Origin of the sequence: Leptolyngbya sp. NK1-12, from assembly GCF_032598965.1 — a bacterium.
Taxonomy (GTDB): domain Bacteria; phylum Cyanobacteriota; class Cyanobacteriia; order Elainellales; family Elainellaceae; genus Elainella.
Genome location: NZ_CP053586.1, coordinates 1408048 through 1429386 on the forward strand (window position 1 = coordinate 1408048; position 21339 = coordinate 1429386).

The following is a 21339-nucleotide window of genomic DNA, read 5'->3' on the forward strand; positions in this document are numbered from 1 at the left end:
TAATGCTTGTCAAGATGAAGCTCTGGTTCCAGTGTAAGTTGGACTGTGTGAGGTGAACCCAATCGGTTGGAGCGGACTGCCGAAAGATCCTGATGCTCAGTTTCAAGCTACTTGCAGCTGCTCAAGCGAACCGTTCTCGATGTTCATCATTGAGATCCAATCAATTACAAGTTGCCCGTCCAGTCGGGGTTTTACCAATAATTCGTAGGACATCAGCTGACCAGATGAAATGGTCTGACCATTGTTGCTCGTGGGTTAAAGAGCGGAACTTCCGTCTCCGTTTCCGGATCTATCCCAGTTATGAAATTGTATCGCCTTTCATTGCAACGACGGCAAGCGAGAGCCAGGTTGTTCAGATCGTCACTGCCGTTGAGTGATCGGGGCTGGATGTGATCAACTGAGAGTGGCGCAGAACTGAGCAGTTCGGGATAGTGGCAATATTCGCACTGGAATTGGGCGCGTTGTCGAACAGCCTCGTAAAGCGATTTAGGAATGGTCATTCGCCTTGGCAACTATTACCGCGTTGATGTAGCTGAAGATTTCGTCTAGCTCCCCGATCGCTTCTAGCTCAATGGCTTCTTCTACGGTAAGGAGGTCTGCTTTCTTCTTGTCAAGCAGGGTTTGTAGGCGATCGCCTAATTCATCTGTAAATTTGAATGGTGTCAGGTTATTGATCCGCTGAACCTGTAACCCCTTGGGGATAAGCATTGAGGGTTTGAGGAGTGTTGTCATTGCTGTGTAACATCACAGTGGATGGGTTAGTCAGATCGTAGCAGTTTATGCCTAAAGTCACTGGTCATCAACCCAGGGAATGACAACAGTTCAGGTTCAGGAGGCACTCTTGCAGCGCTTTGGTAAAACCAGTCAGGCGTTACTGGCGGATTCAGAGTTAATGGAGTGGTTGAGGTGGTTAGAGGAGCAGGGGCGATCGATGCGTTGATCCCGACATTCTGCGAGTTACCAGCCTATGATAGAAAAACTCTCGAAGCCCTGTGTTTTCCCGCTCGTAAGGGGTTCAATTCATGAATATTCAACTAATTGAGTCACTTGTCCAAGTCATTCTGGCATGATCAAAACAGAGTGCAGGTGTTGCCATGCGATCACCCTTTCCCGGAATGAATCCGTATCTGGAAAACCCAGAGCTATGGTCAGAAGTCCATAGCCGCTTAATCGTGGCGATCGCAGATGACTTAACCGATCATCTCAGCGAAAAGTATCGGGTGGCGATCGAGAAGCGTACTTATTTCAGTGGGGGAGATGATAGCCTGCTGGTGGGAATTCCCGATGTTTCTGTCGTGGGCAAATCGCCGGAACAAAGCCAGCTTTCTGCAACTGCAACGCTGCCCGTTGAACCGATCACAGTGACAGTGCCGATGGCGGAGGACGTGCAAGAGCGGTATCTAGAGATTCGAGAGGTAGCAACTGGATCTGTCATCACCACGATCGAGATTTTGTCTCCCAAGAACAAGCGATCGGGGGAAGGACGGCAGGCATACAATCGAAAACGTCATCAAGTTCTAGCCAGCCTAACCCATCTCGTAGAAATCGATTTGCTCCGGGGTGGGCAACCTTTACCCATTTTGGGAGTTGCCCGGTCAGATTATCGAATTTTGATTAGTCGCAGCGATCGGCGTCCTTCTGCTCAGCTCTATGCATTTAGTGTCAGACAGAGAATTCCTCAATTTACTGTCCCATTGGCAGCGGGGGATGAGGAACCTGTCTTAGACTTGCAATCGATCGTAGAGAGGGTGTATGAGCGAGGACGGTACTATCTGGCGATTGATTACACCCAGCCTGCCCAACCGCCGCTATCAGAACAAGATGCGATCTGGGCTACAACGATCGTGCAAAACTATTTCAATCAGAAGGGATAAATAAAATCTCTTGCAAATCAGGTTTTCGGGATTACATGACTACCCTTGATAAGGAGGAACTCATGAACGTGCAATTAATTGAATCACTTGTACAAGTCATTCTGGCATTACCAGAAGAAGAACAAGCAGCATTGTCAAAAAAACTTGCCGAGGCACAGTTAGCAACAACCCATTCTCAACCTAATTCTGAAGAGATAGGCGAACAGATCCTTCAACCCCTCATTGCGGTGGGAAGAGTTATTCCACCCGCACACCATTCAGACATTCCAGCTATATCTGAAGCAGATCTCAAAGTCATGGTTAGCTCTATCCAAATTTCTGGTAAACCCCTTTCAGAGACAGTTATCGAGGAACGTGGTGAATGGTAGATGCCTATTTTCTCGATAGTAGTGCCCTCCTCAAACGCTACGTTCCTGAAGTTGGTACAGCTTGGATTCAATCCATTACCGATGCCCAAAACCAAAACCTGCTGATCGTTGCCCATATCGCTTGGGTTGAAATTTCCAGTGCCATTGCGCGCCGCCAACGAGAAGGCACATCAGCAGTATTCAAGCCAATCAAATTTTGTCAGCATTCCGTGCCCACTGGAACACGCAGTATTTCATTGTGACGATCGACCATACAGTCATCGATCTAGCAGGGCAACTGGTCAATCAACATCCCCTCAGAGCCTACGATGCAGTCCAGCTTGCCGCAGCTTTAAGCCTTCAAGGGCAATTGTCACTACCTAATGTTGCATCCTTCACCTTTTTGACAGCGGACACTCGCCTACTCGCGATCGCGCAAGCTGAAAGTCTACTTGCTGATGACCCCAACCTTCATCTCTAAGCAAAGCTCACTCTAACAACCAGGCAAACACATCCTCGATCGTCAGGTGTAACTCACTGACAAACGGTGGCATGGGAAGGACTTCATTCGGTTCATCAAATACTTCGGTTTCCTGCTTCGGACGATAAACAAACACGGTTTGCTCCTCCGGATCGATCAGCCACCCCATTTGGGTTCCATGCTTCAGGCAATGCAGAATATTCTTTGTGACTTTTGTTTGACTTTGATCTGGAGACAGAATTTCAATTGTCCAATCTGGCGCAGCAGAGAACGTATTCGCCACTTCCCCATTTTGATCACGAGGAATCCGATTCCAAAGAAAAACTACAATGTCAGGAACAATAGAACGACTACCAAAAGTACAACGTAGCTCAGGAAACGCACGAGCAATCCGCTTAGACTTTACTACACCATTGATAGCGGGTACAAGTTCCCCTTGAATGGCACTGTGTTTTCCTTGAGGCATCGGTTTCTGCACTATTTGACCATCAATGTACTCACTCGCGGGTTCCGTTTCTGGTAATTGCAAAAACTCTGCCAAGGTTAGTGCTTTGGATGGTATTTGTACCATTTGGACTTACCCTTCAAGCTCCCAGATCAAATGCTGAGTTCTATTCTACCTAAAAAGCAATGCCGTCCCTGTGCCGCAGCAAAAATCCTTATCTTCTGCCTAACTTCTCAAATCAGGCGCTTAACTTCAGACTTCCATTCATTCATTTCAACTATCCTCGTTTTGTCCTCTAGTCATATAGGCGTGTAGCTGGCCGTGCTCCCTATGAGCGACTCAACTCTATTGCTCTGTTCTAACTTAGCGAAGTTGACGCTGTTCTCGCTGATGTTGTCTCTAGGGGTAACGCTGCGACTGGAACAAATTCTCTTGCTATGGCAAAGACCAGGACTTCTCAATCGTTCTATTTTGGCGATCGTCGTTGTCGTACCGATGCTGGTAGCACTGGTGGTATTTTCGTTTCAGCTACCCCAAGAGGTTGAGATCGGGTTGATTTTAACCGCAATTGCTCCTGGGACATCTTTAACATTTTGCCTACCTCGGCAGGGTCGAGCAGAATCCTACGCAGTCGCATTGCAAGCAACAGTTTCTCTGTTAGCTGTGATTACTGTACCGATGACGATCGCCATTCTGCAAGAATTCTTTCCGCCTGAGGCGCAAATTTCACCGCTTAATGTGGTGCAGCAACTGGCAGTGGCTCAATTTCTACCTTTAATGATTGGTATGACGGTGCGATATTGCTGGTCAGATTTTGCCGATAACCTGGAAACGCTACTTGGTCAGGCTGCCAACGTACTGCTTTGCATTTTAATTCTTTGGATTTTAGCAGAGCAGTTAGACGCTGTTTTACACATTGGACTTTTCCCGCTCATCATGATTGGGCTATTGGCGCTGGTTTCTCTTTGGATCGGGCATTTCCTGGGGGGGCGAGAAACGTCTACTCGCGTCACATTAGCCACAACAACTGCTACTCACAGCGCGGCTCTGGCATTATTCATCGCCATCTTAAACTTACCTCACTTATCTGTATCCCCTGCCATTGCAGTTTATGTTCTGGTGTCAGGTGCACTGACGATCGCCTATCTAACTTGGAATGTTGCATTGCAGATGCCTTAACTTATGTTGCTCTTGAGAATATTGCCATGACTCAATTTCTTCTCGCAAAACCACCATCGATTCAATCCAATCGTCCTCCTGCCAAAGATATGGTGTGGATTCCAGGCGGTACATTTTTGATGGGTTCTAATGATTACTACCCGGAAGAAGCCCCGGCTCACAAGGTTGCAGTCGATGGCTTCTGGATGGACAAGTATCTAGTGACGAATGCTCAGTTTCAAAAGTTTGTCAAAGCCACAGGATATGTCACGTTTGCAGAACGGCCTGCGAATCCGGACGATTACCCCGGAGCCAAGCCGGAACTGTTGCAGCCGTCCTCAACGGTCTTTATTAAACCCGATTGCCCCGTCAGCAAAGACAATCACTACAACTGGTGGAGCTACATGCCTGGTGCGAACTGGCGACATCCAGAAGGGAAAGGCAGTTCGATTAAAGGACGAGAGCACCATCCGGTGGTGCATCTGGCTTATGAAGATGTGGAGGCATACGCTCAGTGGATTGGTAAGGAACTGCCGACCGAGGCAGAGTGGGAATTTGCCGCACAGGGAGGACTGGAGGGATCTGCGTTTGCCTGGGGGAATGAACTGAATCCTAAAGGTAAACAGATGGCAAATACCTGGCAGGGTGAGTTTCCGTTTGAAAACCTGTGTACCGATGGCTACGATCGCACCTCTCCCATCGGCGTTTTCCCAAAAAACGGCTACGGACTCTACGACATGATCGGCAATGTTTGGGAATGGACAACCGATTGGTATCAAGAACATGGGCAGATCAAAAAAAGTCCCTGCTGCACCACAACCAATCCGCGTGGAGGAACGCCGGAAACCAGCTATGACCCCCAGATGCCCGCAATCAAAATTCCCCGTAAGGTGATCAAGGGCGGTTCGTTTTTGTGTGCGCCCAGCTATTGTCAACGCTATCGCCCAGCCGCGCGAATGGCACAACCGATCGATACCAGCACCTGTCATCTCGGCTTTCGTCTGATTATGCGAACGCAATAACGATCGAATCACAAATACTTGACTAAGGGAAGCATTATGTCACTCAAAGAATACCGATCTGGAACTACTTTCCCCGGTGTAATTGGACGCACTGCGGATGTCTCTACTCCTGCCTGGCCGGAACCCAATCGGGCTAAAGCAGGGGCAGCGAATGTGCTGTTTATTGTGCTGGACGATACGGGGTTTGGGCAGCTTGGCTGCTTTGGTAGCCCGATCGCCACTCCCAACCTGGATGCACTGGCAGCAGACGGTTTGCGCTACACCAATATGCACACGACTGCGCTTTGCTCGCCCTCCCGTTCCTGTATGCTGACGGGGCGGAACCATCATTCCAATGGCATGGCTTGCATCACCGAAGGCTCGATGGGCTATCCCGGCTCCAATGGCAACATTCCCTTCGAGAACGGCTTTCTGTCGGAAATCCTGCTGCAAAAGGGCTATAACACCTACGCCGTTGGCAAATGGCACCTGACCCCGACTGAACAAATCAGTGCGGCTGGGCCTTACGATCGCTGGCCATTGGGGCGTGGCTTCGAGCGCTATTACGGTTTTCTGGCGGGCGACTCGCATCAGTATTATCCAGAGCTTGTACGAGACAACACCCAAGTTGAGCCAGAGACCACTCCTGAAGAAGGCTACCACCTCACTCCTGATCTGGTGGAAAAAGCGAAAGCGATGATTGCCGATGCCAAACAGGTTGCGCCCAATAAACCCTTCTTCATGTACTTCTGCACAGGAGCCATGCACGCGCCGCACCATGTCCCCAAGGAATGGGCGGATAAGTACAAGGGGCAGTTTGATGACGGCTGGGATGCTTATCGGGAGAAAGTGTTTGCCCGCCAAAAAGAGATGGGCATCATTCCGCCGCATACGGTTCTGTCTCGCCATGATCCGGATGTGCAGGACTGGAACTCACTCTCAGCAGACGAGCGCCGCCTCTATGCCCGGATGATGGAAGTCTTTGCCGGATTTCTGGAACACACGGATCATTACATCGGTGAGCTAATTCAGTTCCTCAAGGATCTGGGTGAGTATGACAATACGCTGATTATGGTGATTTCCGATAACGGAGCCAGTTCTGAAGGCGGCCCCACGGGTTCGGTGAATGAGGGCAAGTTTTTCAACAATGTGCCGGAAAACCTGGCGCAGAATCTGGCGGCGATCGACGAGATTGGCGGCCCCAAATACTTCAACCATTATCCCTGGGGCTGGACTCATGCCGGAAACACACCTTTCCGCCGCTGGAAACGCGAAACCTACCGGGGCGGGATTAGCGATCCGTTCATCGTCACCTGGCCCGCCGGAATCAAGGCAAAAGGCGAGATCCGCAGCCAATATGCTCACGCGATTGATATGGTGCCGACGGTGCTAGAGGCGCTGAAGATTGAGCCACCTATCGCTATCCGAGGCGTCACCCAATCGCCGATCGAAGGAGCCAGCTTTGCCCATACCTTTGATGCTGTCGATGCCGCCAGTCTGCACCTGACGCAATACTTCGAGATGTTTGGGCATCGCTCCCTCTACCATGACGGCTGGCGGGCAGTCTGTCCCTGGCCGGGCACATCGTTCACAGAGACGGGCGGACGGTTTGGCGATCCGATTTCCTATGACAAGCTGACGGAACTGGACGCGCACGGCTGGGAGCTATACAACGTGATGGAAGACCCTGCCGAAACCAAGAACCTGGCTGAGACTGAGCGCGAACGTCTGATTGCCATGATCGGCATGTGGTACGTGGAGGCAGGCAAGTACAATGTGCTGCCGATCGACAGTCGCGGCACCCTGCGCGGTGCGGTTGCGCGTCCTCAAATTGCCGTTGAGCGGAAGCAGTATGTCTATTATCCCGGCACTCAGGTTGTACCCATTAATGCAGCCCCTAGACTGACAAATTGTGCCCACTCGGTTTCGGTGGAGGCAACTATCCCAGAAGCAGGAGCCACAGGCGCATTGTTCTCGATGGGCGGTACGGATGGCGGCTTTGTGGTTTACGTGCAGAACGGCAAGCTGATCTATGGCTACAACTACGTGGCAGATAGCTTCTTCAGAATCGAGTCGTCGCAGCCCATACCCAGCGGTCGCCACATTTTCAGCGTCCAATTTGACCCGACTGGCCCGGCTGATATGGCTAATGGCAAGGGCACGCCTGCCCACATTACGCTGCTGGTGGATGGCAAGCCCGTCGGCGAAGGCAATCTACCCGTGACGATTCCCATACAGCTTGGTCTGGCGGCGGGTGTCGCCATCGGAGCTGATCCCAACTCACCGACGCTGCCCGATTATCAGCCTCCCTTTAAGTTCACCGGACAGGTACACAAGGCGTTTGTCGATGTCACAGGCGAACCTGTCGAAAACTACGAAGCCAAAATGCGAATGTATCTGGCGCGGCAGTAGGTTGAGATCCCCCCTAGCCCCCCTTAAAAAAGGGGGAACCGTTCGCGAAGCGTGTGTGAAACACATACCAGAACAGTTTGAAGTCTCCCTTAAAAAGGGGGATTTAGGGGGATCAATCACTAGCTTTTTGAACATGAATCATCCTTCTCCTGACCTAGAAACGTTATCAATCATGTCAACGATCAAATCAGAGACAAACTCTAATCCAACTCTCAAAAAGCTGCGCTGCATTCAACGGGGCGTTGATCGCCACTGGGTCGGTAATGGTTTCCCGGTGCGAACGCTGTTGTCCTACCCATCCCTGGGAGCAGCGATCAGTCCGTTTTTGCTGCTGGACTATGCTGGGCCAATGGAATTTCCGCCGACAACGGCGCGGCGCGGCGTCGGGGAGCATCCGCATCGCGGCTTTGAAACCGTCACAATCGTCTATGCCGGAGAGGTGGAACATCGAGACTCGGCTGGCGGCGGGGCATGATTGGCCCTGGTGATGTGCAGTGGATGACCGCTGCTGCTGGCGTGGTGCATGAGGAGTTTCACGCGCCCACGTTTGCCCAACAGGGCGGGCTATTCGAGATGGTGCAACTTTGGGTGAATTTGCCTGCCAAAGACAAGATGGCTCCCCCTCGGTATCAGGGCATTTTGCAGCAGCAGATTCCGGTTGTAGCGCTACCCGATGGACAGGGAACGGTGCGGGTAATCGCAGGGGAATTTGCCGGACACAAAGGACCCGCTCAGACCTTTACCCCGATTCAGATGTGGGATTTGCGGCTAGAGAGTCAGACTGAGCTAACGGTTCCCGAAGGCTACACAACACTCCTGGTCGTGCTGAAGGGCGTGGTGCATGTGAATGGATCGGATGCCATCACCACAGCCGAAGTGGGATTGTTCGATCGATCTGGCACAACGCTGCAAATTAACTGTACGCAGCCGGTGACAGCCTTGTTACTTTGCGGTGAACCAATCGATGAACCGATCGTGGGACAGGGGCCGTTTGTCATGAATACGCAAGAGATTATTGAGGCGATCGTCGATTACCAGAGTGGCAAGATGGGAGCTTTATCGCCTGTTTCATCGAATTCTAGTGCTTGAAAAATGGTGGCTGTGTTGATCCCCCCTAGCCCCCCTTCAAAAGGGGGGAACCGAGCCAAGAACATTCAAAGTCCCCCTTAAAAAGGGGGATTTAGGGGGATCGAGATCGTTCTGGTTACGCAGAGGAGAAAACCATGTGAACAAACGAATTCATCTATTGATAACTAGTTTTGTAATTGCTCTTGTATTTTTGAGTGAAATAATGCTTCCAACTCCTGCTCACGCTACAGGCGATCCGCTGCCATCCTGGAATGACGGCGAAGTGAAACAGTCTATTATCGAGTTTGTTGCTCGCGTTACGACCGAAAACAGTCCCGATTTTGTCCCTGTTGCTGACCGAATTGCCACCTTCGACAACGACGGCACACTCTGGGCAGAACAGCCCGTTGTGCAGGGGATGTTTGTGCTGGGAAAGCTGCAAGCAATGGCGGCGGCAGATCCTGCTCTGACTCAGAGGCAGCCCTTCCAGGCAGCATTAGAGGGAGATGTGGAGTACTTCAAGCAGGCAGGTGAAGCGGCAATTATGGAACTGCTTACCGCCACCCACAGCAACATGACGCAGGAGCAATTTCAGCAGGAGGTGCAACGGTTTTTTGACACGAGCGTACACCCGAGGCTGAATGTGCCTTACACGAAAGTTACCTACAAACCCATGATCGAATTGCTGGAGTATCTGCGAGCTAACGGCTTTCAAACCTGGATCTGTTCTGGCGGCGGCATTGATTTTATGCGGGTGTTTTCGCAATCACTTTATGGCATTCCACCAGAGCAGGTGATTGGCAGCAGCGGCAAAGAAGAATTTATCCAGCAGGACGGTAAGTATGTAATCTGGCGCTTGCCTGAGATTCTGCGGATTAACGATCAGACAGGCAAGCCGATCGGCATTGATTTGCACATTGGCAAGCGTCCGGTATTTGCTGCTGGAAATGAGCGAACGGGCGGCGATATTGCCATGCTTACCTACTCTCAGGGGCGGTCTGGCGCTTCGTTCCAACTGCTGATCAATCACGATGATGCTCAGCGAGAATTTGCCTATCAGGAACCTGACAATGCTTCCCTGAATGCGGCACAGACAAACGGTTGGCAGGTTGTCAGCATCAAGAACGATTGGAAGACTGTTTTCTTCCAGTAATCACAACTCTCAAATCAAGGAGACTAAATCCATGCCTAACGGCAAACCTAATATTCTGATCATCTGGGGCGATGATATCGGGATCAGCAATCTCAGCTGCTACAGCGACGGACTGATGGGCTATCGCACCCCCAACATCGATCGCGTTGCCAACGAGGGAATGCGGTTTATTCACTACTATGGTGAACAAAGCTGTACGGCGGGTCGGGCTGCCTTCATTACCGGGCAAAGCGTGTTTCGCTCCGGCTTGAGTAAAGTCGGGCTGCCTGGTGCGCCGCTGGGATTCAGGGCTGAAGATCCCAGTACTGCGGAACTGTTGAAACCGTTGGGCTATCGCACGGGGCAGTTTGGCAAAAACCACTTTGGCGATCGGGACGAACATTTGCCGACGATGCACGGGTTTGATGAGTTCTTCGGCAACCTCTATCACCTCAACGCTGAGGAAGAGCCAGAGCATCCTGACTATCCTAAACCAGAGGAATTTCCTCAGTTTAAGCAGAGATATGGGCCTCGTGGAGTGCTGCACTGTTGGGCGGATGGCAAGGGCGGACAGCGGATTGAAGATACCGGGCCATTGACCAAAAAACGGATGGAGACGATCGACGCGCAGTTCTTACAGACGTTTAAGGACTACCCACCTCGCCAAAAAGCCGCCAGCTTCTCGATCGATCAGGCTATGGAGAAGTTAGAAGTGGGACTGGGAAGCACCTAGGATGCAGGTTTATTGGGGCGATCGTGCTTTTTGAATCAGGAGCGATCGTCAATCCCAATTCATGATCTCAATTCATTCACAGTCGCTGACAAAACCAGTGCGATTTGAGCAAAAGTTTTCTTCCAGTGAAGATTGCAATCCAATCAATTGATATTCAGAGGAGCAATGTGATGACATCCAACAACGCGATTCCACACGATATTCTACCCATTCCCGATCGCCAACACGTTGGTTTGACGACCTACGATGCCAAAGACCCCAATACAAAATATCCGCCCATTGAACCGTTGCGTCCTCCATCAGGTGCCCCCAATATTCTGGTTATCTTACTCGATGACGTAGGCTTTGGTGCTTCCAGTGCGTTCGGCGGCCCCTGCCACACCCCAACTGCCGAGCGGCTGGCCGCCAATGGCTTGAAGTACAACCGCTTCCACACCACTGCCCTCTGTGCCCCCACCCGACAGGCATTGCTGACGGGGCGCAATCACCACTCGGTGAACATGGGCAATATCACAGAGATGGCAACTTCTGCACCGGGCAACAACACGATTCGTCCCAAAAATAAAGCGCCGATCGCTGAAACGCTGAAGCTCAACGGCTATTCCACTGCCCAATTTGGCAAATGCCACGAAGTGCCCGTTTGGGAGACCAGCCCGATGGGGCCATTCCACCAGTGGCCGACAGGCAGCGGCTTTGAGTACTTCTATGGCTTCATCGGCGGCGAGACAAACCAGTGGTATCCCGCCATCTACGAAGGCACCACCCCAGTCGAACCCGACAAAACCCCGGAAGAGGGCTACCACTTTACGGAGGACATGACCAACAAGGCGATCAAGTACGTGCGTCAGCAAAAGGCCCTGATGCCCGATAAGCCGTTCTTCATGTATTTTGCGCCCGGTGCCTGCCACGCACCGCATCATGTGCCAAAGGAGTGGATCGACAAGTACAAAGGGCAATTTGCTCACGGTTGGGATAGGCAGCGAGAAATCACCTTTGCTAAACAAAAAGAACTGGGCGTGATTCCCGCCGATGCTGAACTCACTGCGCGCCATGACGGAATTCCCAGTTGGGACGAAATGCCAGATCAACTGAAACCCGTACTGGAACGGCAGATGGAGATCTATGCCGCGTTCCTGGAACACACCGATCACCATATTGGTCGCCTGATTGATGCCCTGACTGATCTGGAAATCCTGGACGACACGCTGATCTACTACATCCTGGGCGACAACGGCGCTTCGGCAGAAGGATCGCTCAACGGCTGCTTTAACGAGTTGGCTATGCTGAACGGCATGGGCGGCTTGGAAACGCCGGAATTCTTGCTGAGTAAGATCGATGATTTTGGTGGCCCGGATGCCTATAATCACTACGCGGTTGGCTGGGCGCACGCCATGTGTACGCCTTACCAGTGGACAAAGCAGGTGGCATCGCACTGGGGCGGCACCCGCAACGGCACGATCGTCCATTGGCCCAGAGGCATCCAGTCCAGGGGCAAAGTCCGATCGCAGTTCCACCATGTGATTGATATTGCGCCAACGCTGCTGGAGGTTGCCCAACTCCCCCATCCCACCGTCGTCAACAGTGTGCAGCAAGCTCCTCTAGAAGGGGTGAGCATGGTTTATTCCTTCAATGATGCCAGTGCGGCTGAGCAGCACGAACTCCAGTATTTTGAAATGTTCGGCAACCGAGGCATCTATCACAAGGGCTGGACTGCCGTCACCAAACACCGCACCCCCTGGGAGACCGGTGCCGTGCAAACCGTTGCCTTCGATGATGACGTATGGGAACTCTACGACACCAACACCGACTGGACGCAAGCCCGTGACCTGTCAAAGCAGCACCCCGACAAACTGCACGAACTCCAGCGGCTGTGGCTGATCGAAGCCGTCAAGTACAACGTCCTGCCGCTCGACGATCGCTTCGCCGAACGGGTCAACCCCGATATCTCTGGACGACCGCAGCTCATTCGCGGCAATACGCAGATTCTATTTGGCGGCATGGGTCGCCTGAGCGAAGCCGCAATTGTGAACATGAAAAACAAGTCGTTTGCGGTGACGGCTGAGATCACCGTACCAGAAAGCGGTGCAGAAGGGGTGATCATTGCTCAGGGCGGCAGTGTCGGCGGGTGGAGCCTCTATGCCAAAGCAGGCAAGCTCAAGTATTGCTACAACTTCTTCGGGCTAAAGCTTTTTGTGACTGAATCGACCAGCCCCATCCCATCCGGTAAACATCAGGTGCGACTGGAGTTCAAATACGATGGCGGCGGTCTGGCTAAGGGCGGCGATGTGTCACTCTATGTAGACGGTCAGCCCGTCGGCACAGGACGAGTAGATGCCACCGAACCAATGGGCTTCTCGGCAGATGAAACCTGCGATGTCGGATTTGAAGCCGGATCGCCTGTTTCACCGGAGTATGCCCCCCGCGACAACAAATTCAGCGGCGAGGTGGAATGGGTGCAAATCGATTTGGAGAAAGACGACCACAACCATTTGATTACGCCAGAAGAACGATTCAAAGTCGCAATGGCACGTCAGTAGTCTTGATCCCCCTAAATCCCCCTTTTTAAGGGGGACTTCAAACCAGCGTTGCCTACGGTTCCCCCCTTTTCGCAAGGGGGGCTAGGGGGGGATCATTCGACCTGTGTGTACACAGTAGATTCAAAAAGGGCGATCGCCACTCTCAATTCATTCAATTCACTAACAATCGCTGACAAAACCAGTGCGAAACTTTGAGCAAAATGCCAATTCCCTCGACAAACTGCTGATGTTCATCAGTAGTGTGGTAGGAGGTGCCGTATCGTTAATGCTGATCAAGAACGCCCCTCCCGAACAAGCGGCGATCGTCTGTAGTCTGGTCATGGCTGGCTTATCCATCGCCTGTACTCAACTGACCAAACCATCGCTCTGGTGGACGGCAGTAGGCGCGATCGCGGGTATCATCATCGGTACGGGTATAGCCCTGTCAGAATTCGTGGCTCAAGGACAGGCACCCTTTGAGTTGCGAGTTCGCTGTATCATTGTTGGCGTGCAGGGTCTTGCAGGCTTCATTGCTGGAATGCTTCTGGGCAGAAAGATTCATAATCCCCATGTCCCGCCTCTAAAAACGTTTCTCTCTAGGTTAGGCGCACTCACCACCGGACTTTTTGGCGCTACGGTCACCATCGAATATATCTTGGCTGGACTTGAAGTAGCGCGGTCACTCTCAAGTAGACTCAGCACCACATCCACCGTGCTGATCACTACCTTTGTAGTGCCAGGTGCAATCGGATATTTGTTAACCGAACACAGAACAAATATCAAGCGATCCGAAACCAGTGAAAGCGAATAGGTATAGCGTTTTTTAGTTTCCTGCAACAGTTCAAAAGATGGTCATTGAAATGGAACTCATTGAACCGCTAGAACAACATTTACACTTTTTTATCAACGTTCTGAAACTGTTGCTGGAGACGATCGCAGCTATCTGCGTGCTAATCGGTTTAATCAGAACCCTGCAACTGTCTGTAGCGATTCGACAACGGCATAGTGTTCCGCTTCCCTATCTAAAGCTCCGCTTGCGCTTTGGGGCGTGGTTAGCCCTGGCATTGGAATTTCAGCTTGCATCTGACATTCTCAATACAACGGTAGCTCCCACCTTTGAGACTTTAGCCAAACTAGGGGCGATCGCCCTGATTCGGACATTTCTCAACTACTTTCTGGGCAAAGAACTGAAGGAAACCTACGAACTTGAGGAAAAGGCTAAAAAGCATTCCTATGCTAATTCACTGTTACGTCATCATCCCTGAAGAGTTAGCTGCTCAGACACAAAAGGCAGCATTACAGTCACGGTAGTTCCACCAATGGATTCCGAGGAATCAATCATCAATTCTCCGTTATGAGCTTCCACAATTTGTTTGACGATGGCTAACCCCAAGCCATTGCCGGATGATTTGGTTGTAAAAAAAGGTTTGGTTAAGCGAGGCAACAAATCACCTGGAATCGGCTCACCACCGTTGTGAATCTGCACACAAACCGTGCGTTGCGGCTGGCAAGCATCGATTTTCCAGGTAATCGACTCACCCAGGGCAACAGCTTCACAGGCATTGCTAATCAGGTTAATGAATACCTGCTTCAGTTTGTCTCGATCACCCAAAACGCGAATCGGATCAACGGGCGTGAACTCGATTGGTCGCCCTTGGGCTGCAGGCATGGTGCGCATCGTTTCCAGCATTTCCTGAATTAGCGTATTCAGTTCCAACTCGGCCAAATCTAGCTTTTGACAGCGCGCATATTGCAGAATTTCGTTCAGCAACCGCTGCAACCGTTCGGCCTCTTCCAGGGCCAGTTCTAGCCGCAGGCGGGCACGGTCCGATAGCTCAAGCGTCTGAAAGGATTGTAGCCCCATGATTACCGTAGTGAGTGGATTGCGCACCTCATGCACGATCATGGCCGCCAGCTCGCCAATTTCTGCTAGCCGCTCTAGGGCTTTTTCGGTTTGTCGGCGTTCGGTGATGTCGTTGGCAACCGAGAGCAGGCATTCTTCACCGTTCAGGTTGATTAGTTCCGCTGAAAACAGAATGGCTCGCGGTTCTCCTTGCTTGTTGCGGAAGGTATATTCCCGATTGCGGATCGAGCCAGTTTTGCGGATTGTGTCCACCATTTCGGCCCGGTGTTCTGCGGCAGCCCAGAGGTTCAGATCAGTTGCGGTGTGGCCCAGCACTTCTTCTAGCTGCCCTCCATACAGTTGGAGAAAACTGTCGTTCACCTCGATCAATCGTCCGTCCGTCAGGGTGCTGATCAAAACCGCAGAAGGACTAGCGCGAAATGCTCTAGAAAACTTTTCTTCCGACTGGCGCAGGGCCACTTCCGCCTGCTTGCGCTCGCTGATCGCCTCCCAAACTTGGGCATACATGGCATCAAAGGCGGCGATCACTTCACCTAGCTCATCATCTCGGCGGAAGGGCAGGGATTTGAATTCGGGCAGGGGTTGGTCTTGGCGGATCGCTTGCCCCAGTTTCAGCAAATCGTTCCGCAGCAGCAAAATGGGCGTCACCAAAATTCGCTCTAGCCCAATCAGCGTCGCCACAGTGACAAACACCGAAATGATCATCACCAGTAAGGCAATCCGACCAATGAAGGCCAGTAACTCCCGCTGCACCGAGCTGGCATCATGACGAATGATTAGAAAATAGCGATCGGCCAAGGGCGGCAATGACCAAACTGCATCATAGTGAGCCGCTCTTTGGTCATACAACGCCGTGCGGTTGGCTTGGACTTGCTGAAGCGTCAGTTGCGGCACTTCACCAAAGCTGCCCACTAGCTCTCCCGATGCTCGATACAGCGTCCCACCCCGCACCGAATTGGGAGCCATCTGCTGCAAGGTCGCCAACAGGTCTGTGTCCGAGGCCGGCAGCCCCAACGCTGCTAAACTGCCTTCGACCCGCGCTGCTGAGAGGTTTTTGAGGGAGGTGAGCAATTCCTGCTGGCGACGATAGATCGAAGGCAACAGAATGATTGCCTCAATCACCAGGATGCTGCCAAACACCCAGAGGACAATGCGCCGCGATAATTTCGCCTGTAAAAATGATTGCATTGCCCCAAACTTAGAGGACACGCGGTTGACCTCCTTCCAGTTGCCAGCGGTGAGCTGTTGATTCGTTATTGTAGCAAGCAGGGGGGAGGGGGGAGGGGTGAAGGGGGAGGGGGTAAAAGGATCGTTGCTTTGGGTGAAACAAGGGATTAGAGCAAGGGATTAGAGCAAGCGATTTCAAAGACAACAAGATTCAAAGACAATAAAAAGCAGCCGTTGGAAGGGCTGCATGCATTAATCTTTCACCTGATTTGTTAGCAGCTTATCATTGCAGCAATGGGCTGTCGGTTTTGTAGCGCACATCTTTGGGCTTGCCTATCCTCAACACCCATCCACCAACCCAACCCGGTACAATCGTTATTTGTATCGTCACGGCGAGGCAGAGCACTCATGCTGCTATCTTCCACTGTTTTGGCTGATTTCGCTGGCCTTTTGGCACAATTTGCCTCTCCTGGGCCAATGATCGGGCCATTGCCGATTCGCTGGTACGGTTTTTTGATCGCGTCTGCGGTTCTGATTGGCGTCAGCCTATCCACCTATTTAGCCAAACGGCGCGGGCTGGATCCAGATATCATCAGCGATTTGTCGCTGTGGCTGATCATAGCGGCCATTCCGGCGGCGCGGCTGTACTATGTGGCCTTTGAGTGGGACAACTATGCCGATAAACCGGGCGAAATTTTCGCCATCTGGCATGGTGGCATTGCCATCCACGGAGCAATTTTGGGCGGGCTGCTAGCGTCGCTGATTTTTGCTCGACTCAGAAAAGTCTCATTTTGGCAGCTTGCCGATCTGGTGGCTCCCTCCCTGATTTTGGGGCAGGCAATTGGCCGTTGGGGCAATTTCTTCAACTCTGAGGCGTTTGGTCGCCCGACGGATCTGCCCTGGAAGCTCTATATTCCACCGGCGCAGCGGCCTGCAGGCTATACTCAGTTCGACTATTTCCATCCCACCTTTCTTTACGAGTCGCTGTGGAACCTAGGCGTATTTGCCCTGCTGATGACGCTGTTTTTCCGAGGGCTGAAGCCAGGGCATCAGCTCAAAACCGGCACGCTGTTTCTGGTCTATTTGATTGGCTACAGCATGGGTCGCTTTTGGATCGAGGGATTGCGCATGGACAGTTTAATGCTAGGGCCGCTGCGCATTGCTCAGGTGGTGAGTCTGGTTTGCATTGCCATTGGTGGGCTAGGGCTGTTCTGGCTCTATGGCCGCAATCGTTTTCTGCCTGATGTTGTCCCTCCAGCCGAGGCCAAGCCGGTTTCGTCGTCTAAGCCACCTTCGTGATCACTAGTCTGGTTCACGGTGTGGCTAAAGCAACCTCAACCCACTCCCAACCAAAACCCAAAGAAAAACCCCAGAGTTTCCTCCGGGGTATGAATCAGGGTGCATCTACCATCCACTTTTACTCAAGATCGAGGATGTGTCCGAAATAACCGAGGTGTTTCATCAACCTTTTAAATTAGGCAGCGAATTGTCAAAGATTTTACAGAGATCATCCCATCAAGCCAATTTTCTGCACAACCGTGAGGCAGTATGCTTGAGCCAATCCTTTAGCCAAATATACGGAAATGAGTGAGTTAAAAACGAAGCTAGCCCCCGCCGTTTACCTGATCGGAGCTGGACCGGGCGATCCTGACCTCCTGACCATCAAGGCTCAGAAACTGCTGATGCAGGCGGATGTGATTCTGTTTGCCGATTCCCTGGTGCCCAAGCAAATCCTGCAATGGGTCCGTTCAGACGCAGACGTGATTCCTACCGCCAACAAAACCCTGGAGGACATTCTGCCCTTGATGATCGAGCAGGTGCGGGCCGGCAAGTCGGTAGCTCGTCTGCAATCGGGCGATCCCAGCCTCTATAGCGCCATTCATGAGCAGATCCAGGCGCTCGCTGCCGCCGCCATTCCGTTTGAGGTGATTCCTGGCATTAGTGCCTTTCAAGCCGCTGCGGCCAAGCTCAACGTCGAGCTAACTGTCCCAGAGCTAGTGCAGACAATCATTCTGACCCGCATCAGCGGACGCACTCAGGTGCCAGAAACCGAAGAATTGGCTGCTTTAGCGTCTCATCGTGCCAGCCTCTGCCTGTACTTGAGTGCCCGCCATGTCGAAACGGCTCAAGCCAAACTGCTCGCACACTATCCACCAGAAACGCCAGTCGCAGTTTGCTTTCGGCTCGGCTGGCCAGATGAAAAGATTTGGATCGTCCCCCTAGATGAAATGGCGGCCCTAACCACCCAGGAAAACCTGATCCGCACAACGCTGTATCTAGTCAGTCCCGCCTTAAACAGCAGCCAGTCGGCCCACCCGGCTCGTTCCAGGCTCTACAGCCCAGAACATACGCATCTATTTCGGCCCCGCTGAGGCGAGGCAGGGCGAGGCAGGCATCTTACTGTCCAACATTAGGATCAGAGCCAGTTGGGGGAACTGTCGTACTGTCGGGAACGGCGGGTTGGGTAGGCTGGGTAGTGGCATCCGACTCGGTTTGAGGCTGGGTGGGTTGAGTTGCCGGATCTGGAGCTGGAGGCACAATAATCTCAGTTTGTTGAGGGGCACGTTCAATAATTGTAGTGCGCTCAGTGGTTTGGGTATTCTGCGGCTGCGAAGTCTGCGGTGATGGGGTAGGTTGTGGCTGAGTTGGACTGGGAGCCAGACTAGGAGAAGTGGTCGGCGGATTGGACTGGCGATTCTGCGAGAGGAGCGCAATGGCAGCCAAAGTTAAACCCACAATTGACGCTAAAATTACGCCGACCACAATCCCAGTTGCAGCACTGTTGTTCTCACGAGTTCGCCGCAGGTTTTCTCGCACTCGTTCTTCTTGCTGTGCCTCGGCATAGCCATTCCGATAGGCAATTTCATCGGATGTAGCGGGTCGGGTGTGGATCGTCTCATCGGCAATTGGTGCAGGATTTTCATCGGGATTGGGCCGATTCAGATCAGGTCGATTAGAAAAATCATTTCCCCTAGTCATATGCAGTATACCTCCAGTTATCTAAGCCAACATTAGGCTGTTCAAAATCCGGTCAAAATACACACGGTCAAAATACGAACCGTTCAAAACCGTTTTTCACAGCTCTAACTTAGCCACTCAACCGGCAAAATCCTGCTCTCCTTTAGACAGGGAGTTCCTCTGTCTTAGGAGATAAGTTGGAGATAAGTTAGTGACAAAATTCACCCAGTCAAAATTAACCTAGTGATGACTGCTCGATTGCCTGCTGCGACCACTGCATGATCTGCTCAAACTCAAATTCTTCAATCTTTAGCTGTAGCTCCTGTGCTAGGCAGGCGTGTTCCGCAGGTAGGGACTGAATTAAGGCAAACAGCGTTTTCTCGTCGAGTTGGATGGCAGCTCGATATAGCTGTTCTAGCCAAGCCAAGGGCATGACCAGCAGAGCATCTGCGACTGGATCAGGGGAGGCTGAAAGGCTGTCTAAAGGCTGACCTGACGGCTCGCAAGGAGCATCCAATGAACTATCACTCGTACCATCTACAGCTGCATACCCCGATGGCTTGATGCAATCTCGATACGGATGACCAAACGACTCAGTGAATAAGTCACTCAATGATTCTAAGGATTCTGAAGCTGTTGTTGCAGCAAACTCTGAAGCAACCTTGTCAAAGTTGGGCAGCCAAGGTTGGGGTTCGAGGCGAGACAGGTCGAGAATGCGGTTGATCAGGCTGAGAAGTTCTTCGCCACTGCGATGGATGATCGCGATGTGTTGGCGCTGTGTATCTGTGAGGGAATCGTCTTGAGCTAGCAATTGACTGAAGCCGAGAATTGCATTTAACGGCGTGCGTAGCTCATGGGTAACGTTTGCCAAAAAGATACTCTTAGCGCGGTTGGCAGCTTCGGCGGCAACTTTGGCCTGCTGCAGCTCTGCCTCAAACTGCTTGAGTTCAGTAATATCCAGCTCAATGCCGTCCCACACCGTGCGGCCATTGGCTAAGTGACGGGGAGCCGACCGCAACTGTGACCATTGGATGCCGCCAGCAGGCGTGCGTTTCCGCATCTGCATTTCAAACAAGGTTAGATTTTGGCGTGAAAATTCGGCTAGCTCTGCCATCTGCTGTCGATCGGCCTCGACAATTAAATCATGCAGCACATTGGGGTCTTGCAGCACCGCTTCCGGCTTGACCCCCACCAATCGTTCAATCCCAGCCGAAATGTAGGTGAAATAATAGCGGTCGGGCGGTTCATGCACGAACTGGTAAATCAACCCCTTCGGCAAATTATCTCCCAGCGTTCTCAGCAGGTATTCTCGTTCTTGGAGAGCTAGCTCTGCCTGCTTGCGGTCGGTAATGTCGGTGACAAGGGCACAGCACCCCCGCACCCGCCCATCGGCGGCTCGATCGGGAATCAAGGTGACTGCCGTGTAGCGCATACCGATCTGAGGATCGGGCTGAGCGGCTTCATAGACCACCGGAGTGCCGGCCAGAGCCTGTTCGATTTGGGGCCGCACCACCTGATAGGCAGCTTCGCCCAACACGTCCCAAATGGGCCGACCGCAGATTTCGTCGCGACTCCGGCCAAAGCGTTGCTCGTAGGTGTGGTTGACAAACTGATAGCGCTGCTCGGCATCCAGATAGGAAAGGTAAACTGGCAGCGCGTCGGTCAATAGGCTCAGGCGTTCCTGCTGCTGACGCAACTCGGCCTCGGCTTGGCGGCATCGGTTGTGATCTTCAGTCAGGGCTTGCAAAACCAGCGTCTGGGTAATTAGCCCAACCAAGCGTTCCTCAGCATCCACCACCGGCAAATACTGCACCGAGTGCTGCTGCATGCGCTCCACAATCATCAATAAATTTAAGATTTCGGTAGTGGCGCAGCAAATTAATGGCTGTACCATCAAAGCAGAGATTGGCTGCTCCCAAGAAGTTTGAGCCGCAACCAGATGGACGAGATCCCGCTCTGTGAAAATTCCAACCGGCCTCTGCTGGTCTAGGATCAAGATACAACCAACTTGAGCCTGGGCCATCTGAGTAACAGCTGTAGCAGCTGGGGTATGGACAGCCACCGTAGGCGGATCGACAAGCATCACCTGCTGGAGCATCGGGTCAGATGCGGGTGAGCTATCTCGCCAAATCCTATCTGCCGATGCCATAGAATTGCCAGCTCATACTCATAAATTTTCCTTA

The 21339-nt window shown here is 52.1% G+C and carries 22 protein-coding genes and 1 pseudogene; 17 read left to right on the forward strand and 6 right to left on the reverse strand.

All coding sequences use genetic code 11. The annotated features are described in order from the left end of the window. Nucleotides 1–212: 212 nt before the first annotated feature. A complete protein-coding gene (locus HJG54_RS35375) occupies nucleotides 213–500 on the reverse strand; it encodes an HNH endonuclease (protein WP_420717336.1) in 288 nt (95 codons plus the stop codon). After that, on the reverse strand, nucleotides 487–708 hold the full coding sequence (locus HJG54_RS05585) for a hypothetical protein (protein ID WP_316433828.1): 222 nt from the start codon (nucleotides 706–708) through the stop codon (nucleotides 487–489). Before HJG54_RS05585 ends, HJG54_RS35375 begins: the two co-directional genes overlap by 14 nt. A 103-nt stretch (nucleotides 709–811) precedes the next feature. Here HJG54_RS05585 and HJG54_RS05590 point away from each other — a divergent pair, with 103 nt between their 5' ends. The 5 genes from HJG54_RS05590 (at nucleotide 812) to HJG54_RS05610 (ending at nucleotide 2702) form a co-directional block, all read left to right on the forward strand. After that, nucleotides 812–940: a hypothetical protein gene (locus tag HJG54_RS05590; RefSeq protein WP_316433829.1), complete on the forward strand. Its 129-nt coding sequence runs from the start codon at nucleotides 812–814 to the stop codon at nucleotides 938–940. Between the two features lie 154 nt (nucleotides 941–1094). After that, nucleotides 1095–1874, forward strand: a complete 780-nt coding sequence (locus HJG54_RS05595) for a DUF4058 family protein (RefSeq protein ID WP_316433830.1) — start codon at nucleotides 1095–1097, stop codon at nucleotides 1872–1874. Between the two features lie 62 nt (nucleotides 1875–1936). Further along, entirely contained in the window at nucleotides 1937–2242 is a 306-nt protein-coding gene (locus HJG54_RS05600) for a hypothetical protein (RefSeq protein ID WP_316433831.1), read from the forward strand. Next, complete coding sequence (locus HJG54_RS05605) at nucleotides 2236–2484, forward strand: type II toxin-antitoxin system VapC family toxin (RefSeq protein ID WP_316433832.1); 249 nt, start codon at nucleotides 2236–2238, stop codon at nucleotides 2482–2484. Before HJG54_RS05600 ends, HJG54_RS05605 begins: the two co-directional genes overlap by 7 nt. Continuing rightward, nucleotides 2481–2702 carry a hypothetical protein gene (locus HJG54_RS05610; RefSeq protein WP_316433833.1) on the forward strand — a complete coding sequence of 74 codons (222 nt, stop codon included), beginning with the start codon at nucleotides 2481–2483 and terminating at the stop codon, nucleotides 2700–2702. The genes HJG54_RS05605 and HJG54_RS05610 overlap by 4 nt, the downstream gene beginning before the upstream one ends. Before the next feature lie 7 nt (nucleotides 2703–2709). Here HJG54_RS05610 and HJG54_RS05615 read toward each other — a convergent pair whose 3' ends face one another. Further along, complete coding sequence (locus HJG54_RS05615; RefSeq protein ID WP_316433834.1) at nucleotides 2710–3273, reverse strand: Uma2 family endonuclease; 564 nt, start codon at nucleotides 3271–3273, stop codon at nucleotides 2710–2712. A gap of 204 nt (nucleotides 3274–3477) precedes the next feature. On the opposite strand from HJG54_RS05615, the gene HJG54_RS05620 reads away from it, so the two are divergent. The 10 genes and pseudogenes from HJG54_RS05620 (at nucleotide 3478) to HJG54_RS05665 (ending at nucleotide 14432) form a co-directional block, all read left to right on the forward strand. Further along, complete coding sequence (locus tag HJG54_RS05620) at nucleotides 3478–4326, forward strand: bile acid:sodium symporter family protein (protein WP_316433835.1); 849 nt, start codon at nucleotides 3478–3480, stop codon at nucleotides 4324–4326. Nucleotides 4327–4352: 26 nt separating this feature from the next. Further along, the gene (locus HJG54_RS05625; RefSeq protein WP_316433836.1) at nucleotides 4353–5327 is read left to right on the forward strand and encodes a formylglycine-generating enzyme family protein; all 975 of its coding nucleotides are present in this window, start codon (nucleotides 4353–4355) and stop codon (nucleotides 5325–5327) included. Nucleotides 5328–5363: 36 nt separating this feature from the next. Further along, the gene (locus HJG54_RS05630) at nucleotides 5364–7718 is read left to right on the forward strand and encodes an arylsulfatase (protein WP_316433837.1); all 2355 of its coding nucleotides are present in this window, start codon (nucleotides 5364–5366) and stop codon (nucleotides 7716–7718) included. Between the two features lie 349 nt (nucleotides 7719–8067). After that, nucleotides 8068–8240 (forward strand): annotated as a pseudogene (locus HJG54_RS35380) (pirin family protein); the annotation flags it as partial. A 231-nt stretch (nucleotides 8241–8471) separates the two neighbouring features. Further along, nucleotides 8472–8807 (forward strand): pirin-like C-terminal cupin domain-containing protein, encoded by a 336-nt coding sequence (locus tag HJG54_RS05640; RefSeq protein WP_316435614.1) that lies wholly within the window; start codon nucleotides 8472–8474, stop codon nucleotides 8805–8807. Between the two features lie 202 nt (nucleotides 8808–9009). After that, on the forward strand, nucleotides 9010–9939 hold the full coding sequence (locus HJG54_RS05645) for an HAD family hydrolase (protein ID WP_316433838.1): 930 nt from the start codon (nucleotides 9010–9012) through the stop codon (nucleotides 9937–9939). 31 nt (nucleotides 9940–9970) lie between these two features. Next, nucleotides 9971–10651 (forward strand): sulfatase-like hydrolase/transferase, encoded by a 681-nt coding sequence (locus HJG54_RS05650; RefSeq protein WP_316433839.1) that lies wholly within the window; start codon nucleotides 9971–9973, stop codon nucleotides 10649–10651. Between the two features lie 170 nt (nucleotides 10652–10821). Further along, the gene (locus HJG54_RS05655; RefSeq protein ID WP_316433841.1) at nucleotides 10822–13188 is read left to right on the forward strand and encodes an arylsulfatase; all 2367 of its coding nucleotides are present in this window, start codon (nucleotides 10822–10824) and stop codon (nucleotides 13186–13188) included. 181 nt (nucleotides 13189–13369) lie between these two features. Further along, complete coding sequence (locus HJG54_RS05660) at nucleotides 13370–13978, forward strand: hypothetical protein (protein WP_316433842.1); 609 nt, start codon at nucleotides 13370–13372, stop codon at nucleotides 13976–13978. Between the two features lie 49 nt (nucleotides 13979–14027). After that, nucleotides 14028–14432: a DUF1622 domain-containing protein gene (locus tag HJG54_RS05665; protein ID WP_316433843.1), complete on the forward strand. Its 405-nt coding sequence runs from the start codon at nucleotides 14028–14030 to the stop codon at nucleotides 14430–14432. Here the strand turns inward: HJG54_RS05665 and HJG54_RS05670 are convergent. Beyond that, the gene (locus tag HJG54_RS05670; RefSeq protein WP_316433844.1) at nucleotides 14423–16240 is read right to left on the reverse strand and encodes an ATP-binding protein; all 1818 of its coding nucleotides are present in this window, start codon (nucleotides 16238–16240) and stop codon (nucleotides 14423–14425) included. The two genes, HJG54_RS05665 and HJG54_RS05670, sit on opposite strands and share 10 nt — an antisense overlap. A 366-nt stretch (nucleotides 16241–16606) precedes the next feature. On the opposite strand from HJG54_RS05670, the gene lgt reads away from it, so the two are divergent. Both lgt and cobM read left to right on the forward strand, forming a co-directional pair. Beyond that, entirely contained in the window at nucleotides 16607–17497 is an 891-nt protein-coding gene (lgt, locus tag HJG54_RS05675; RefSeq protein WP_316433846.1) for a prolipoprotein diacylglyceryl transferase, read from the forward strand. A gap of 284 nt (nucleotides 17498–17781) precedes the next feature. Further along, nucleotides 17782–18570 (forward strand): precorrin-4 C(11)-methyltransferase, encoded by a 789-nt coding sequence (gene cobM, locus HJG54_RS05680; protein ID WP_316433847.1) that lies wholly within the window; start codon nucleotides 17782–17784, stop codon nucleotides 18568–18570. A 25-nt stretch (nucleotides 18571–18595) separates the two neighbouring features. Here cobM and HJG54_RS05685 read toward each other — a convergent pair whose 3' ends face one another. Both HJG54_RS05685 and HJG54_RS05690 read right to left on the reverse strand, forming a co-directional pair. Beyond that, entirely contained in the window at nucleotides 18596–19177 is a 582-nt protein-coding gene (locus HJG54_RS05685; RefSeq protein ID WP_316433848.1) for a hypothetical protein, read from the reverse strand. A 214-nt stretch (nucleotides 19178–19391) separates the two neighbouring features. Beyond that, nucleotides 19392–21305, reverse strand: coding sequence for a PAS domain S-box protein (locus HJG54_RS05690; RefSeq protein ID WP_316433849.1), 1914 nt, complete (start codon nucleotides 21303–21305; stop codon nucleotides 19392–19394). Nucleotides 21306–21339 lie beyond the last annotated feature (34 nt).